Origin of the sequence: Thiomicrospira pelophila DSM 1534 (assembly GCF_000711195.1) — a bacterium.
Lineage (GTDB): Bacteria > Pseudomonadota > Gammaproteobacteria > Thiomicrospirales > Thiomicrospiraceae > Thiomicrospira > Thiomicrospira pelophila.
In genome coordinates this window covers 1,330,552-1,346,527 of sequence record NZ_JOMR01000001.1, presented here as the reverse complement: position 1 = coordinate 1,346,527, position 15,976 = coordinate 1,330,552, and the positions used below count along the sequence as shown (strand labels likewise).

Here is a 15,976-nt window from a genome sequence, read left to right as displayed (position 1 = left end):
GGAATGTTATAATGGCTCACTATTTTTCAACATACATGGATTTTGTCGATGAGTCAGGCTGAAGCAGGTGAACGCGCCACTAATTTTATTCGCAATATAATTGATGAAGACCTTGCAAGCGGGTTGCATAAAAGCATTCAAACTCGTTTCCCGCCTGAGCCGAATGGTTATCTTCATATTGGCCACGCCAAGTCAATTTGCCTTAATTTTGGCCTAGCGGAAGATTATCAAGGTCAGTGTAATCTGCGTTTTGACGATACGAATCCAGAAAAAGAAGACCTAGAATACGTGGGGTCTATTCAGCGTGATGTGGCCTGGTTGGGTTATGAATGGTCGGGTGAGATTCGTTATAGTTCGAATTATTTTGAATCCTTTTATCAGTACGCTTTGGAACTGGTGGGGAAAGGGTTGGCGTATGTGTGTTTCCTTAATGCCGAGCAGCAGCGCGAATATCGAGGCACTTTAACCGAGCCGGGTAAAGCAAGTCCATATCGCGACACGTCCGTTGATGAAAATCGCAACCTGTTAGAAAAAATGCGCGCGGGCGAGTTTAAAGAAGGCGAGTGTGTCTTACGCGCCAAAATAGATATGGCCTCGCCCTTTATGTGTATGCGTGATCCGATTTTGTATCGAATTCGTTTTCAAGCACATCACCAAACTGGTGATGCTTGGTGTATTTATCCTATGTATGACTTCGCGCATTGTATTTCGGATGCGATTGAAGGGGTGACGCATTCGTTATGCACTTTGGAGTTCCAAGATAATCGTCGTTTATACGACTGGATTCTGGATAATATCACCTTGCCGAGTGCCACGCGTCCGCGTCAGTACGAGTTTTCGCGTCTAAATCTAGAATACACGGTGATGTCAAAGCGCAAATTGCATCAATTAGTGAATGATCGTATGGTCACTGGCTGGGACGATCCTCGTATGCCAACCATTTCGGGTTTGCGCCGCCGTGGTTACACGCCTACTTCGATTCGAAGTTTTGCTGATCGAATTGGCGTGAGTAAAGTCGATAGTTTTACTGAGATGAGCATTTTAGAAGCGGCAGTACGCGATGACTTAAATGTGCATGCGCCACGCTCCATGGCGGTGTTAAATCCCGTCAAGCTGGTGATAGAAAATTACCCGGAAAACCAAGTTGAGCCTATTCAAGCGCCAATTCATCCTCAAAATGAAGACATGGGCAAGCGTGAAATTTGGTTTGGGCGCGAAGTCTATATTGACCGAGAGGATTTCCGTGAAGAAGCCAATAAACATTTTAAGCGTTTAGTATTAGGCAAGGAAGTGCGTTTGCGTAACGCGTATGTGATTAAAGCTGAACGTTTTGAAAATGATGAACAAGGTGAACTTAAAACGATTTACTGTAGCTACGATCCAGATACCTTAGGCAAAAACCCAGCGGATGGCCGCAAAGTTAAAGGTGTGATTCACTGGGTTGAAGCCAGCAAAGCTGTGCCGGCTGAGTTTTATTTATACGATCGCTTATTTAATGTACCTAACCCGGGTAAGGCCGAAGATTTTGAAGCCGTTTTAAATCCTGAGTCATTGGTGATTAAACAAGGTTTTGTTGAACCAAGCTTGGCCGATGCCGTACCGGAATTAGCCTATCAGTTTGAACGTGAAGGTTATTTCTGTCGCGACAATAAACAACCAGGCCTGGTGTTTAATCGCACGGTCGGTTTAAGAGATACCTGGAGTGAGCAAACCAAATATTAGCCAGGCTGATCTTGAACGTTTTATCGCTAAACATCAGTCAAACACCCAAAACGGATAGATTATGAGTTTACAAATTTACAATACTGAGAGCCGACAAAAACAAGAGTTTAAACCGATTGTGCCAGGAAAAGTTGGCATCTATGTCTGCGGTGTAACCGTGTACGACTTTTGTCATATCGGCCATGCGCGCGTGATGGTGGTGTTTGATACGGTGGTTCGTCAGTTACGTGCACTGGGTTTAGATGTTAAATACGTGCGCAACATTACCGATATCGACGATAAAATCATCAAACGCGCGCTCGAAAATAAAGAATCGGTGCAATCTTTAACAGAACGCTTTATTGATGCGATGCATGAAGATGAAGCCGCGTTAAATGTGCTGCGCCCAGATGAAGAACCACGCGCGACCGATTATATTGACGCCATCAAAACCATGGTGAAAACCTTGATCGATAAAGGTCATGCTTATGCCGCGGATAACGGCGATGTGTATTTTAAGGTCACGTCTTTTGAATCCTATGGGCGTTTGTCTGGCAAAAAACAAGAGGACTTAGAGGCGGGTGCGCGTGTTGAGATTAACCCGCACAAACAAAATCCAATGGACTTTGTTTTGTGGAAAGCTTCAAAACAAGACGAACCGGCTTGGGATTCGGAGTGGGGCGATGGCCGGCCGGGTTGGCATATAGAATGTTCAGCCATGTCGGAACAGTGTTTGGGTGAGCATTTAGATATTCATGGTGGCGGCATGGATTTACAATTTCCTCACCACGAAAATGAGATTGCCCAATCCGAATGTGCTCACGGCGGACAACATTATGTAAACACTTGGATGCATGTTGGTTTTGTGCGAGTCGATGATGAAAAAATGTCCAAGTCATTAAATAATTTTTTCACCATTCGTGAAGTTCTAAAAGACTACCACCCGGAAGTAATTCGTTATTTCTTACTGTCGAGTCACTATCGTAGTCCGTTAAATTATTCACAGGAAAACCTACAAGCTGCCAAAACCAATTTGGCACGTTTGTATACGGCTTTAGAGGCTCAAGCACCAGGCCTGGTGGCGAAAGATACCGAGTTTGAAACTCGTTTCAATGCCGCAATGGAAGACGATTTTAATACGCCTTTGGCGATCTCCGTATTGTTTGAATTGGTTAAAGAAGTTAATAAAACCAAACAAGCCGATCTAGTGGCGCTTCTGCAAAGCTTGGCAAATCGATTAGGTTTGTTAATGCAGACCCCAGAAGACTTTTTTAAAGGCACAGCGGGTGAAGCTCTGGATGGACTATCGGATGCGGATATTGAAGCTTTAATTGCCGAACGAGCTCAAGCCAGACAAGATAAAAACTGGGCTAGGTCGGACCAGATTCGAGATCAATTATTGGCTGATGGCGTGGAATTATTAGATTCGGCGCAAGGCACCAGTTGGCGTCGCCAGTAAAACTAGGAGACAAAAAGGGTCGGAAAAGCATAATAAGCGTAATCTTATATAGATCGAACTTATGTTGATATAAAATTTATTTGACAGCTTGTTAAACTTTTTATACAATGCGCACATTCATGTTTCTTCATGAGTATCCTCCTTTAGTTATCTTTTAATTGAGATACTATTTAAACCCGGCCAAATATTGAGCCGGGTTTTTTTTCGTCTGTCGAAAAGCAGATTGGGTGGTCGAATTGTGATGATTAATCAAGGGCCGCTTGCTGGTCGTTAGGTGAAGAGATGGGCCGCATTAAGCTTTGCAGTTTTTGCGGTTGTTGACCCAGTAGAGTTTCAAATACCACTTTATATTCCATGATGGCCTTTACATACTTTCTGGTTTCACTAAATGGGATCGAATCCACCCATTGATCGGCCTCAAGGTTGTGATGGCCTTTTATCCAATAATCAACACGTTTAGGCCCTGCGTTATAGGCAGCCGTGGCCATGACTAAATGACCGTTATAACGTTCCAATAGATAAGCTAAATAGGCACTACCTAGTTCAATGTTGGAGTTTGCATCCAGTAGGTTTCGATATTGTTGGCGGGTATAACCAATTTTTTTGCCCATATATTGTGCAGTGCCGGGCATTAATTGCATTAATCCAACCGCTCCTGCGGAGGACTTGGCATGTGTTTGGTAGGCGCTTTCGCGTCGTATAATGCTGTAAATCCAAGCGGCTTCAATATTATTTTTGCTCGCATTCTGGATTACAGGCCCTTTGTATGGAGTTGGAAAGCGAAGCTCAAGCTGATCCCATTGTTTGGCTTGGGCTAAAGCGCGAATGACAAAATTATGTTGTTGCCATTCGCTCGCAATTTGAGCGATCGCCTGGATGTCATGCACGTCTGCTTGACGAATTAAATGTTGCCATTCCCTGTGGGCATTCACTGTCCAACCGATATTCAAAAGCTCTTGAATGAGAGCTAAAGAAGGATACTTCTTGTGTAGTTGTTTTGTACTTAATTCAGAGGCAGGTTGGGTTTGATGAAGTTGATAGTTCAGTCCTAACTGGTCAGCGGCCAGAAATCCATAGTAGTGTCGTTGTTGAGCTAAAGACTGATAAATGGTTTGTGCCGCGCCCGATGCCTGTTGTTTATCGAGTGCGCGAGCCGTCCAATATCGCCATTTAGGTTGGTTTTGTTCATGCTCAGGCATTAGACCAATTGTGCTGAGAAGCTGCGCCCAGTCCGATTGTCGTAGCGCAATTTGGGCTTGCCAGCGCAAGGTATCACTATCGCCGCTATATTGGTGGAGCGAGTTCAGATGCGACTTGGCCTCAGGCGCATTGCGATAGGCGTAACGTAAGCTAATGGTGCGTTGAATTTGATGTTGCTCATCGGGGTGGATCCGATAACGTTCTTTATGAAGGCTTAACAATTGAAAAGCCGCCTCAGGTTGACGATTAGCGAGCCTTTCAAGTGCCTGTAAAAAAATTTTTCGGTTGATAAATGCGCTGGCTTGGTTGGGTAGCTGTCGAATAAGTTTTTGTGGTTTCCGATAGTATTCAATCCAATGATTTAGCGCATCTTGATCGGTCGGTGATAAATAAGACATAAGTGATCGCGCGACGCTGAGTTGTCCTCGCTGCATAGCGAGGTCAATTTTTTGCCAAATTAGCCAGCCCGGCAATTCGCCTGAGCTAATTAATTGATTTTCTATGGGTTGACATGCGGTTGGTAGTTTAAGCTGTTGAAGCCAAAACTGCCGTAGTGCGTTGATGCTAATGGATTGGTATTCAAGTTGAGCACGCATAAAGTAACACTGCTCTAACAGGTTAGGATTGTCTTGTGGGTGCTTAATTAATAAGTCCCAGCGTTCTTGTTCGCCCAAGTAGTTGATCCAATGGTTGCGTAAACTGTGGGACAAAGCAAGGTGCTGGTAACGCTCAAAATATTGTCGGATAGCTAAATCAGGTGTGCGGTCAAAGTTTTTAAGGGTATCTTGGTAAAGTAGTTGCGGATAAAGCGGGTGGTCTTGTAGTAGGGCTTTCAGGTTAGCGACTTGGAGTCGGTCTCCGCTATTGATGTAATCCATCGCCTCTAAAAATTGTTGTTGTTCTGGGGTTAGGTTTTGAGCTTGCGGAGCGGTTGAAAATAGCCCAAAAAAAAGACCGATCCCGATGAGTAAAGGGACGTGTAAGATTAAATATGTGCGAGCTAGGCTAGCTATCATTTGGGATACGTAACACTTGTCCTGGTCTTAAATATTCATTTTGTGAAAGCTTGTTGAGTTTTTTTAAGCTTTCGCTATTTATATTAAACGCACGTGCAATATCCCATAAGGTATCCCCACGTTGAACGGTGTATTGGTCAGGTGGACCAGAACGCCAAATGGTTAATTCTGTACCGGGACGTAACGTATTCGAACTGCTAATTTTATTCCAGCGCGTTAAATCACGAATGGTGACTTGGTAGCGGCGAGCGATTAGCCATAAGCTTTCACCATCTTTTACCGTATGTTGCACGGTGTGGCCGTATTTATTGCTGCGAATTTCTAAACGCTGTCCCACTCTAATTGGCGCGCGAGGATTTAAATTGTTCCATTGCGCTAATTTCGACGTATCTAACCCATAATAGTTGGAGATCGTCCAAAGAGATTCACCGCGCTGAACGTAATGAGTGCGGAAACTTTTATTGTCTGATTCATCATTTTGGGTGTTCTGAGCGAATTGGGTATGCTTATGAGCTTGCGAAGCTGGGATCGGAATTAACAAGGTGCGTCCCGCTCGAATCATATTGCCTTTTAGATTGTTAAGACGACGGATTTCACCAATCGACGTACTATAGCGTTGAGCAATCGTACCTAAGCTGTCGCCCGTCACAATTTGATGACGTTGCCAGCGGATATTAAAAATATCGTTGCTATTTTCAGCGAGTTTTTGTTCAAAGGCTTGTTTATGAGAATTAGGTATCAATAGGTGATGTGGGCCGTCAGGCGGGGTAACACTTTTTAAATAACCAGGGTTCAAGTGTTTCATCATTTCTTTTGACAAACCAGCTAACTCAGCCGCCTTGTTTAAATCCATTTGGCGGTCAAGTTCAATGTAGGTCAAGTAGGGTTCATTGGGAACGTCTTGAATCGCCAAATTATACTTTTCGCGATTCTTAATTAGGTAGCTGACGGCTAATAATTGCGGTACATAATGACGAGTTTCGCGTGGTAAATAAGGACGAATCGTCCAATAATTAATTTCGGCATTCGGTTGATTACGTTTTAAGCGTGCGGTAGCTTGCTGAATACGGCCATAACCCGCGTTATATGAAGCAAAAGCTAACAACCAATCTTCGTTGTTGAGTTTATATAGGCTTTGTAAAAAATCCAGTGCGGCATGGGTACTCATGTACACATCTTGTCTACCATCAAACCACCAGTCCTGCTTTAAACCGTAAATGCGACCAGTGCTTGGAATGAACTGCCACAAGCCACCAGCACGTTTGCTGGAACGGGCATAAGGGTAAAAAGCACTTTCAATTACTGGCAACATCGCGATTTCATAAGGCATCTCACGATTGCGGATTTCATCCATGATGAAATATAAGTAAGGCTGAGCGCGAACCGAAACACGTTCTAAATGCTTGGTGTTATTAAGATAGAAAGCTAAATAATCTTGAAAACCGTCGTGGTGTTGTTCGATTAAGTGGAACTGATCGGCTAGCTCATCCCAAATTTCTGTGTGGGGGAGAGGTTCAGCAAGCTTTAACGGAAAGGGTTCAATTTCACTTAGGATGGACTTTTCAAATTCGGCCTCGGCTTGGTCTAAGGTGGGATCAGTCGGGATGAGAATGTCGCTATTGACGATATGTTCAGGGTTTTCAGGCGAGGTCGAAGCTTGATTTAAGCTTTCACAGCCGCCAATAATTAACGCGAAAGACAAAAAGCTTAAACGTAATAAAGTGGTTTTTAGGCGGGTTATCATCATGTAATTAAGTAGCAACATTTATTTAGTTATTCATCGAGTTCACCGGTAGCATCCAGTGCGTCTTTCCAAGCGCGTAATTCAGCAAATAGTCTTGACGGTGTCATTTTATGTGATTCCAGCCCACAATGCTGTGCAATATTAACTGATAATGGTGTTTGATCAAAGTGTAAAAAAGGATTAGTGTGTTTTTCAAGTGATAATTTTGATGGTACGCATGGTTTTTTCGCTAGTGTGTCGACTCGTACTTGATCACGACGCGCCAAAATATCCGAATTATCAGGTTCAGCGATGGCCGCAAAGTTCATATTGGCTAAGGTGTACTCATGACCACAATAAACCTCAACATCTTGTTTTATAGCTCGAAGTTTTAGCAGCGAGTCGGTCATTTGTTCTGGTGTACCTTCAAATACACGACCACAACCTCCGGCAAATAAAGTATCACCACAAAATAAAACTTGATCGTTAAAATACGCGATATGATCCAGTGTGTGGCCAGGGGTTTCTAAAACAGTTAAGGTTGCACCTGCTACATTAATTTGGTCGCCTTGTTTTAAAGAGTCTGTAATGTAAGTTTTATTGGTCAATTGACCTGCATATACGCGTGCTTTTGGGAATGCGGCCAATAAATCTTCTACCCCATTGGTGTGATCCCAGTGGTGATGTGTTAACAAAATGCCTTGCAGCTGCCACTGGTTTTGCTCAATCAAATTAAGCAGAGGTTGGCTTTCACCGGGATCAACCACCCAGATATTTTTTTGTTCTGAGATGATCCAAATATAGTTGTCTGACAGTGCTTCTAAGCCTTGTACTTGCATGGTTAGCTCGCTTACATTAAGTGGGTGGGGTAACGCTAGGATTCACCAGGCCTGGTTGTTACAATACGATATAATTAATCATTTGGTAAATTTTAAGTCTTTCAATGGCGTTGTGTAAACCTAAGTTTTGTTTGTAAGTGAGGATAAATTCACTTTAAGTTCGCGAAATTAAGCGGTAGAGCGAAAGGGGGCAAGTTGAATTCGGACATCCAGTTTCAACGTTTCTTGAAGGATTGGTTTGATACACCAATGGGTCAAGCATTATTTGAACAAGAGCGCGTGCTGGTGGAAAAAGAGATGCCGCGTTTGTTTGGTTATTATTTGGTGCAAGTCGGTCAAGCATCACGCCAAAGCTTATTACAGACCAGTCGCATAAAAACCAAGGTGGTGTTAGATAATCAGGTTAACCCTTCGATTAGCGACCTTCAAGTACTCGCTGATCTGGATTTTTTGCCCTTTAAAGAGGATAGTTTAGATGTGGTGTTTATGCCGCATAGTTTGGAGTCCGTCGCCGATCCGTATCATTTAGTGCGTCAAGTGGATCGAATGTTAATGGCCGAGGGCGTGTTAATGATATCAGGCTTTAATCCTTATGGTTGCAGCCTGCTACGTAGCTATTTTAGCGGGGCACGCAAAGGCCTTAAACAGGCTAATTTAATTAAAATGCACCGCATTATTGATTGGTTGAATTTATTAGGTTATGACATTCAGGTTGCACAGCATGGCCCAATTTCGTGCTTTAAACAACGTAGCGAACGTTTAGACTCTTGGTTTTGGTTGAATGTTGAACGTTTTGAAAGCTGGTTAGAACGCATAGGCGTTCATTTTGGCAATGTTTATATTATCGTCGCCAAAAAACGTGTGGTGACACCGACACCGGTAGGGTTGAATTGGAAGTTAGCAAACTGGTTACCACTGCGAAAACCCCAGGCCGTGGCATCATGTGATCGTCACCATAGCAAACAAAACATTAGAGCCAACCTAAAGGGTAAATCTTGAATAATAAGTTAGAGGATAGGTTTTGCAAATAGTTGAAATTTTTACCGATGGTGGTTGCCGCGGAAATCCAGGACCTGGCGGTTGGGGCGTTTTACTCAGGTTTAAAGGGCAAGAAAAACACTTAAAAGGCGCGGAGCCCGATACCACTAACAATCGTATGGAGTTAATGGCGGCGATTCAAGCTTTTAAATCGCTCAAGCGCCCTTGTCAGGTGGCCATCACCACCGATTCACAGTACGTCAAAAATGGCATAACCCAATGGATGGCGAACTGGAAAAAACGCGGCTGGAAAACCGCCAGTAATCAGCCAGTTAAAAATCAAGATTTATGGCAACAACTCGAACAAGCCATGCAAGGACACAAAGTGGACTGGCATTGGGTAAAAGGTCACAGCGGACATATGGAAAACGAAACCGTTGATGGCTTGGCGAATCAAGCTATTGATGAATTATTAGGAGTGACGAATGAAGCTTAATCAACTGAAAACCTGGGCGCTCATGAGTATGGGGTGTTTACTATCGTCAAGCGTATTGGCGTTAGAAGTCAAGGGCACGTTAGCACAGGGTGCTTGGGTTCAGCTCAAAGTCGAGCCTAACAGTAAAATTGAGTTCGAAAAACGCCGTTTTACAGCGGATTCAGAAGGTTTAGCGTTAATCGCGTTTTCGCGTGATGCGCAACCGAATGTGCGCTTAACCGTCACGCCTCCAAATGGTCAAACTCAACAACATGAATTGAAAGTGGCACAGCGAGATTATCAGATTCAACGTATTAATGGCTTGCCTTCTAAACATGTTACGCCGGACGAAGCGACCTTGAAAAAAATCCGAGCCGATGCGCAAAAGGCGGCGCAAGCACGCAAGGTGTATTTAAATATGCCGTATTTTCAAAACGGCTTTGATTGGCCTGCAGAAGGTTGGATTACTGGCGTATACGGCAGTCAGCGTATCTTAAACGGTCATGCACGTGCGCCACACATGGGGGTTGATATCGCCAGTAAAACCGGCACACCGATTTATGCGCCAGCCTCCGGCCAAATTACCTTAGCTGAGTCGATGGAGTTAAGCGGTAATACGATATTTATTGATCACGGTTATGGCCTACGTTCTGGTTTTATGCACCTGGAAGACATGTTGGTTAAAGAAGGTGAAGTGGTTGAGCGCGGTCAATTGGTCGCCACTATGGGCGCAACTGGGCGAGCGACCGGGCCGCATTTACATTGGGGGATGAGTTGGTTTAATGTGCGGCTTGATCCAGCGTTAATGTTTCAATTGCCGCGAGATCTAATAAGCGGTGATAAAATTGTCAGTAACCAAGTTGTGTTTGATGAGACACAAGCCAGAAACTAATCAATCGTATCTATTCTGAATTAATTTAAGAACCACCAGGCCTGGTGCCTGGTTTTAATCAAGTGTTTTGGTCGATAACAGCTTGAACACTATCCGCATTACCTTGCATGCCTAGCTTTTCATAAGATGTTTTCAGCAGTTTTAAGGCTTTTAAATTGGTCTGAGCCAATGGGTAATCTTCAAGCAATTGTTTGGCGCGGGTAGCGGCGGCCATATAGGCTTTGCGTTTAAAATAATATTCGGCTATCTGTAGTTGGCCACGTGCTAAACGGTTGGTCAGAATAATTAAACGTTGCTGAGATGGTTTGGCATAGGCGCTGTCAGGAAACTTCTCAATCACTTCTTGGTAAGCGCGATAGGCCTCACGAGACGATTTGGCATCGCGGTTAGCCGGGTCAGTGATAAACTTATCCAACCAGCTTTGGTTAATGGAGTCCGTCGCCACAGCCTTTAAATAATAGGCATAATCTAATCGGCTGTGGCGCGGATAAAGTCGAATAAACTCTTCTAACTCACGAATAGCCGATTGCGGTTCGTCATAACGATAATAAGAGTAGGCAAGTTCTAGGTAAGATTGCTCGGCGTACACGCCATAAGGAAAGTTGGCTTTAAGCTTCTCATAGTACTCAATCGCCATGCTCCACTGGCTACTATCAAACTCATTTTTAGCCTTTTCGTAGAACTCTTCAACCGTCCACTCAGATTCGGGTTTAATCAGTAAGGATGAACAGCCAGAGGTGAGGGTGATAAAAAAGCTGGTAAAGATTAACAGTGAAAGCGTTCTTAACATAGGTTCTCGGTTACAATATGAGCCAAAATAATCAAGAAATAGTATCACACAATAAGGATGTTCGCTTGAGTAGTCAGACCCTGTCCGCAAAAATTTCAGCCGCACACATGGGAGCCCGTTTGGATGCCGTGTTAGCGAGTGAGTTTTCACAATATTCGCGTAGCCGATTGCAAAGTTGGCTAAAGCAGGGGGCCGTGACACTGGATGGTAAAGTCATCACAAAACCACGCCATATTGTTTTAGGTGGCGAGCAGGTGTTGGTCAATGTGTTAAGCGAAGATGAAACCGACATCGAAGCCCAGCCGATTGAACTAGATATTGTTTACGAAGATAATGCAATTCTCGTCATCAATAAGCCTGCAGGCCTGGTGGTTCATCCGGGTGCGGGTAATCCAGATGGCACGGTTATGAACGCCTTGCTTTATTATGCGCCCGCTTTACGCGAAGTGCCGCGTGCGGGTATTGTTCACCGTCTGGATAAAGATACGTCCGGCTTAATGGTGGTGGCCAAAACCTTACAAGCGCAAACACATTTAGTCGATCAGCTACAACGTCACGATGTCGAACGCGTTTACGATGCCCTAGTGGTCGGCAATATGATTTCCGGCGGCAGCATTAATAAACCGATTGGTCGTCATGTGCATGATCGAAAACGTATGGCCGTGCGTACCTCCGGCGGAAAACCGGCGGTGAGTCATTATCGTGTCGCCGAAAAGTTTCGTGCGCATACGCATGTTAAAGTCAGTTTAGAAACCGGCCGCACTCACCAAATTCGTGTCCACATGGCGTATTTAGGTTTTCCATTATTGGGCGACCCGGTTTATGGCCAACGTTTGCGTATTCCAAAACAAATGATGCCCGAATTCGTTGAGTTATTACGCAACTTCAAACGCCAAGCACTTCACGCAGGTGTGTTAAGTCTGACGCATCCAGAAACCGGCAAAATCCTAAAATGGAAAGCGCCAATGCCAGACGATATGGCATTGTTAATTGATATACTGCGTGACGACCAAGTTGATTTTATTGCCAACCGCAATAACGCCTACGATGAGTTTGATTACGATTACGACGTTGAGGTCGAGTGGGTAACGGATGATGATATCCCAGACGATTGATTTGCCACTGATCAAACCGAACTGGCCAAAAGTTGCTTCAGTGCAAGCCTTTACCACTACACGTCAAGGTGGCGTTAGCTTGCCGCCTTATGATTCGCTCAATCTTGCCTATCATGTTGAAGATGATCCGCAAGCGGTTAGCCAAAATCGACAGCTTCTAGCCCAAAAACTCAAACAATCGGCCATTGTTTGGCTAGATCAGCAACACACCACCAATTGTTTGTATGTTGATCATACTCCTCAGCAAATACCCACAGCGGATGCCATTTGGACCGATCAACCCGGCCTGGTGCTTAGTGTTATGACAGCGGATTGTTTACCCATACTTTTAACCAACGGCAAGAGGGTGTGTGCGATTCATGCCGGTTGGCGGGGTTTGGTGGACGGTATTATTGAAACCAGTTTAAACCAATGTATCACCAGGGCTGGTGACGATAGCTGGCAGGCTTGGATTGGCCCGGCGATTTCAGCCGCGTTTTTTGAAGTGGGTGATGAAGTCCGTCAAGCCTTTATCCAAAAATACCCATTATTTACTGACTATTTTCAGCCACACGGCCAGAAATGGTTGGCCGATCTGGCCGCAATGGCCGAACAGATATTACGTTTTCACGGCATCGAAATTATCACTCAATCCGGCTTATGTTCCTACGCCGATTCCACACGTTTTTATTCTTACCGTAGAGACAACCAAACTGGCCGAATGGCGAGTTTGATTTGGTTGGAAGCAAAAGCCGAATCCGATAAATAGGATTAACCACCAGGCCTGGTGGTTAGGTTGTTTCTAATGCGCCGGTTTATTAATAACCTTGCTTTAAAATGCTATCCATTTTTTCGACCGCTTCCGGTAGACCTGAGATAATAACCGTGTCCTCAGTACGTAGGCGGGTGTTTTCATCGGGATTTTCGCCACGTACCGAGCCGCGTTTTACCGCATCAACATGCACGCCATTTTCGGCAAAATCGATTTCTTTTAAGCGTTTCCCGATTGCAAATGCATTCTCATCTAAGCTGACGGCATGAATAATCCCGCCTTGTATTTGCGGTGCGCCGGTTCGGATGTCGGATTCACCGGCATAGAAGTTGGCAAGCAGACTATAACGGTCTTCACGCGCTTTACGGGTTTCTTTAAGCACTTGGCTGGCCGGATGCCCGAGCATTAATAGCAGGTGCGAAGACAACATGATGCTGGATTCGAAAATATCTGGAATCACTTCGGTCGCACCCGCATCCAAGAATTCTTGTAGATGACTATCATCTTGGGTTCTAACCAAAACTGGAATATCACTACGAATCTGACGAATCGCGTTCAGTGTTTTTAGCGAAACGTGGTGGTCGTGATAGGTGATGATGATAACTTTGGCTTTATCTATTTTGCAGGAATGCAGAATATCCGCCTTGGCGGCATCGCCATAATAAACCGGTTCACCCGCAAGTTGCGCCTCTTTGATGCGGGATATATCGAGATCGAGCGCCACAAACGGAAAGTTGGCGTTGGTCAAAAATCGTTTAGTGGTTTGGCCTACACGCCCAAAACCACACAAAATAACATGGTCTTTTAGGTATTCGGTATCTTGCTCAATCGCACTTTCCATTTGTTTGCGTTCAACGTTGTAACCGATACTGATGAAGTTGGTTAAGCGTCCATTAAACTTCACTAAAAGCGGGGCGGCCATCATGCTTAATACAGCAGAAGATAAAAGAATTTGGCCAACCTCGGTTGGCAGAAGATTGTAGGTAAAACCAAGCGTCATGATGACTAGACCAAATTCGCCTACTTGACCTAGTGTAATCGCAGAACGAATGGATACGCCCCCTGGTTTTCTGAACACAAACCGCATTAAACCAAAAATAATCAAGGCTTTAAGAAGCATAATGCCAAATGTGATACTTAGCACCATCAACAGATTTTCGTAAATCACCATCGGGGCAATCATCATGCCTACGGTAATAAAAAACAGACCTAATAATACGTCTTGGAAAGGGCGAATATCCGCTTCAATTTGGTGGCGATATTCGGTTTCGCCCAGCATCATGCCGGCTAAAAACGCGCCCAAAGTTAAAGATAAACCGATTTCTTCGGTTAAAGCAGCTGAACCGAGCGCGACAAACAACACGGTTAACATAAAGAGCTCGGTGGACTTGGCAGAGGCCACTTCGTTAAAGAGCGGGCGTAACACATAACGGCCTAATAACAGCATCAAAATAACGACAAATAGGCCTTTCAAAAACGACATGCCGAGCGCCGAGCCAAGAGAAATATCCGATTGTGTGAGTGCCAAGGCGGGAATTAAAATCAGTAACGGAATCGCAATAATATCTTGGAAAATCAACATACCAATAGCGCTACGACCGTGACGAGATTGGATTTCACCTTGTTCGGTGAGCTGTTTAATGACAATCGCGGTGGATGATAAGGCGAAGGCACTGGCAATCACGATGCTTGTGTTGGTGTCTAGCCCAAAGGCCTGTGCGATTAAAAATACAACACCGCCGGTGACAAATACTTGTAATGCGCCCAACCCAAACACCAGATTTCGCATGGCTTTCATTTGCGCTAACGAGAATTCTAATCCGATTGAGAATAATAAAAAGACGATGCCGATTTCAGCCAGGAATAGGGTGCTGGCCTTGTTCTCAATTAAACCCAATACACCCGGTCCAACAATAATGCCGACAATGATATAGCTAAGGATGGGGGGCATGTGCAGGCGTCTGGATAAAGAAACGGTTAATACGGCCAGACCCAGAAGCATGACTACCATTAATAAAATATGATCTTGACCTGAATGATCCATTCTTAAACCTTAATTACTTTATCTGACACTTGAGCGGAAATAGTAAAAACCACCGAATTATATAAACTCAAAGCGCATCGACAAATCGATGGCTTGAATATGCTTGGTAATGGCACCAGTGGAAATAAAGTCTACTCCGGTATTGGCGAGGGTTTTGAGTTGAGCGATCTCGACATTGCCAGAAGCTTCGAGTTTGGCGCGTCCAGCTACTAATTTGACGGCCTGCTCAATTTCAATCAAACTAAAGTTATCCAGCATAATAATATCGGCTTGCGCCGCTACCGCCAGTTCGACTTCCGCTAGGTTTTCGGTTTCAACTTCGACTGACACCCCTGGGTGTTGTTGTTTGGCGCGTGTTACCGCTTGGGTTAAGTCACCACAAGCAATGATATGATTTTCTTTAATCAAAATTGCATCATACAAACCAAAACGGTGGTTTTGACCACCGCCACATTTTACGGCGTATTTCTGCGCAAGTCTCAAGCCTGGCAGAGTTTTTCGGGTATCAAGCAGGCGGGTTTTTTGTCCGCTAAGCTCCGCTACATAACGCGAGGTAACCGTAGACGTCGCTGAGAGGGTTTGTAAAAAATTCAAAGCGGTGCGCTCACCGGTCAATATTTTGCGTGCATTGCCGGTAATTTCGCATAACAATTGATCCGCTTTAACCCTATCGCCTTCTTTACAATGCCAATGAATGGTGAGGCTAGGGTCAAGTTGATGAAACACCTCATCAAACCAAGGTCGACCGCAAACAATCGCGTCTTCGCGGCATAGAATGCGGGCATGGGCTTGAGTTTGCGGGTCAATTAAATCCGCTGTCAGGTCAGCATGTCCCAGGTCTTCTTGTAGCGCAAAACGCACGCACGCGGTTAAATCCTTAAAAAATTGATCCATAGGCTGTGAGGTGTTTACTTTAAAATGTTTAAATAGAGTGCGAAAATAACCCCATAATTATACACCAAAAACCCAGCCCTGGCGGAGTGTGAAAGGATG

At 44.5% G+C, this 15,976-nt stretch carries 13 protein-coding genes; 7 read left to right on the top strand and 6 right to left on the bottom strand.

What is annotated here, in order from left to right; translation table 11 throughout:
• Nucleotides 1–48 precede the first annotated feature (48 nt).
• Together glnS and cysS are read left to right on the top strand one after the other, a co-directional pair.
• Complete coding sequence (glnS, locus tag N746_RS0106485) at nucleotides 49–1,722, top strand: glutamine--tRNA ligase (protein WP_029935008.1); 1,674 nt, start codon at nucleotides 49–51, stop codon at nucleotides 1,720–1,722.
• Nucleotides 1,723–1,783: 61 nt separating this feature from the next.
• A complete protein-coding gene (gene cysS, locus N746_RS0106480; protein ID WP_029935006.1) occupies nucleotides 1,784–3,160 on the top strand; it encodes a cysteine--tRNA ligase in 1,377 nt (458 codons plus the stop codon).
• Nucleotides 3,161–3,405: 245 nt separating this feature from the next.
• Here the strand turns inward: cysS and N746_RS0106475 are convergent, their stop codons facing one another.
• From N746_RS0106475 to gloB, 3 genes are read right to left on the bottom strand one after another with little or no spacing between them, the layout of a single operon-like run.
• Nucleotides 3,406–5,376: a transglycosylase SLT domain-containing protein gene (locus N746_RS0106475; RefSeq protein WP_051678560.1), complete on the bottom strand. Its 1,971-nt coding sequence runs from the start codon at nucleotides 5,374–5,376 to the stop codon at nucleotides 3,406–3,408.
• On the bottom strand, nucleotides 5,366–7,123 hold the full coding sequence (locus tag N746_RS0106470) for a lytic transglycosylase (RefSeq protein ID WP_245603343.1): 1,758 nt from the start codon (nucleotides 7,121–7,123) through the stop codon (nucleotides 5,366–5,368). The genes N746_RS0106475 and N746_RS0106470 overlap by 11 nt, the downstream gene beginning before the upstream one ends.
• 26 nt (nucleotides 7,124–7,149) lie before the next feature.
• The gene (gene gloB, locus N746_RS0106465) at nucleotides 7,150–7,938 is read right to left on the bottom strand and encodes a hydroxyacylglutathione hydrolase (protein ID WP_029935002.1); all 789 of its coding nucleotides are present in this window, start codon (nucleotides 7,936–7,938) and stop codon (nucleotides 7,150–7,152) included.
• Nucleotides 7,939–8,133: 195 nt separating this feature from the next.
• On the opposite strand from gloB, the gene N746_RS0106460 reads away from it, so the two are divergent.
• Genes N746_RS0106460 through N746_RS0106450 form a run of 3 tightly spaced genes read left to right on the top strand, consistent with a single transcriptional unit; the run spans nucleotide 8,134 to nucleotide 10,283 of the window.
• The gene (locus N746_RS0106460) at nucleotides 8,134–8,937 is read left to right on the top strand and encodes a class I SAM-dependent methyltransferase (RefSeq protein WP_029934999.1); all 804 of its coding nucleotides are present in this window, start codon (nucleotides 8,134–8,136) and stop codon (nucleotides 8,935–8,937) included.
• A 22-nt stretch (nucleotides 8,938–8,959) separates the two neighbouring features.
• On the top strand, nucleotides 8,960–9,412 hold the full coding sequence (gene rnhA, locus N746_RS0106455; protein ID WP_029934996.1) for a ribonuclease HI: 453 nt from the start codon (nucleotides 8,960–8,962) through the stop codon (nucleotides 9,410–9,412).
• Nucleotides 9,402–10,283, top strand: coding sequence for a M23 family metallopeptidase (locus N746_RS0106450; RefSeq protein ID WP_029934995.1), 882 nt, complete (start codon nucleotides 9,402–9,404; stop codon nucleotides 10,281–10,283). The genes rnhA and N746_RS0106450 overlap by 11 nt, the downstream gene beginning before the upstream one ends.
• Nucleotides 10,284–10,341: 58 nt before the next feature.
• On the opposite strand, the gene N746_RS0106445 is transcribed toward N746_RS0106450, so the two are convergent.
• Nucleotides 10,342–11,073 (bottom strand): outer membrane protein assembly factor BamD, encoded by a 732-nt coding sequence (locus tag N746_RS0106445; RefSeq protein ID WP_029934993.1) that lies wholly within the window; start codon nucleotides 11,071–11,073, stop codon nucleotides 10,342–10,344.
• Between the two features lie 65 nt (nucleotides 11,074–11,138).
• On the opposite strand from N746_RS0106445, the gene rluD reads away from it, so the two are divergent.
• On the top strand, nucleotides 11,139–12,188 hold the full coding sequence (rluD, locus tag N746_RS0106440) for a 23S rRNA pseudouridine(1911/1915/1917) synthase RluD (RefSeq protein WP_029934991.1): 1,050 nt from the start codon (nucleotides 11,139–11,141) through the stop codon (nucleotides 12,186–12,188).
• Nucleotides 12,166–12,936 (top strand): peptidoglycan editing factor PgeF, encoded by a 771-nt coding sequence (gene pgeF / locus N746_RS0106435; protein ID WP_211245125.1) that lies wholly within the window; start codon nucleotides 12,166–12,168, stop codon nucleotides 12,934–12,936. The genes rluD and pgeF overlap by 23 nt, the downstream gene beginning before the upstream one ends.
• 49 nt (nucleotides 12,937–12,985) lie before the next feature.
• Here the strand turns inward: pgeF and N746_RS0106430 are convergent, their stop codons facing one another.
• Nucleotides 12,986–14,983 carry a cation:proton antiporter gene (locus N746_RS0106430; RefSeq protein WP_029934986.1) on the bottom strand — a complete coding sequence of 666 codons (1,998 nt, stop codon included), beginning with the start codon at nucleotides 14,981–14,983 and terminating at the stop codon, nucleotides 12,986–12,988.
• Between the two features lie 57 nt (nucleotides 14,984–15,040).
• Nucleotides 15,041–15,877, bottom strand: a complete 837-nt coding sequence (gene nadC, locus N746_RS0106425) for a carboxylating nicotinate-nucleotide diphosphorylase (protein ID WP_029934984.1) — start codon at nucleotides 15,875–15,877, stop codon at nucleotides 15,041–15,043.
• Nucleotides 15,878–15,976: the final 99 nt, after the last annotated feature.

Excerpts from the sequence above, each read along its gene's own strand:
- glnS (WP_029935008.1), top strand. The coding sequence starts at position 49 with ATGAGTCAGGCTGAAGCAGGTGAACGCGCCACTAATTTTATTCGCAAT.
- cysS (WP_029935006.1), top strand. The coding sequence starts at position 1,784 with ATGAGTTTACAAATTTACAATACTGAGAGCCGACAAAAACAAGAGTTT.
- N746_RS0106475 (WP_051678560.1), bottom strand. The coding sequence starts at position 5,376 with ATGATAGCTAGCCTAGCTCGCACATATTTAATCTTACACGTCCCTTTA.
- N746_RS0106470 (WP_245603343.1), bottom strand. The coding sequence starts at position 7,123 with ATGATGATAACCCGCCTAAAAACCACTTTATTACGTTTAAGCTTTTTG.
- gloB (WP_029935002.1), bottom strand. The coding sequence starts at position 7,938 with ATGCAAGTACAAGGCTTAGAAGCACTGTCAGACAACTATATTTGGATC.
- N746_RS0106450 (WP_029934995.1), top strand. The coding sequence starts at position 9,402 with ATGAAGCTTAATCAACTGAAAACCTGGGCGCTCATGAGTATGGGGTGT.
- N746_RS0106445 (WP_029934993.1), bottom strand. The coding sequence starts at position 11,073 with ATGTTAAGAACGCTTTCACTGTTAATCTTTACCAGCTTTTTTATCACC.
- pgeF (WP_211245125.1), top strand. The coding sequence starts at position 12,166 with ATGATGATATCCCAGACGATTGATTTGCCACTGATCAAACCGAACTGG.
- N746_RS0106430 (WP_029934986.1), bottom strand. The coding sequence starts at position 14,983 with ATGGATCATTCAGGTCAAGATCATATTTTATTAATGGTAGTCATGCTT.
- nadC (WP_029934984.1), bottom strand. The coding sequence starts at position 15,877 with ATGGATCAATTTTTTAAGGATTTAACCGCGTGCGTGCGTTTTGCGCTA.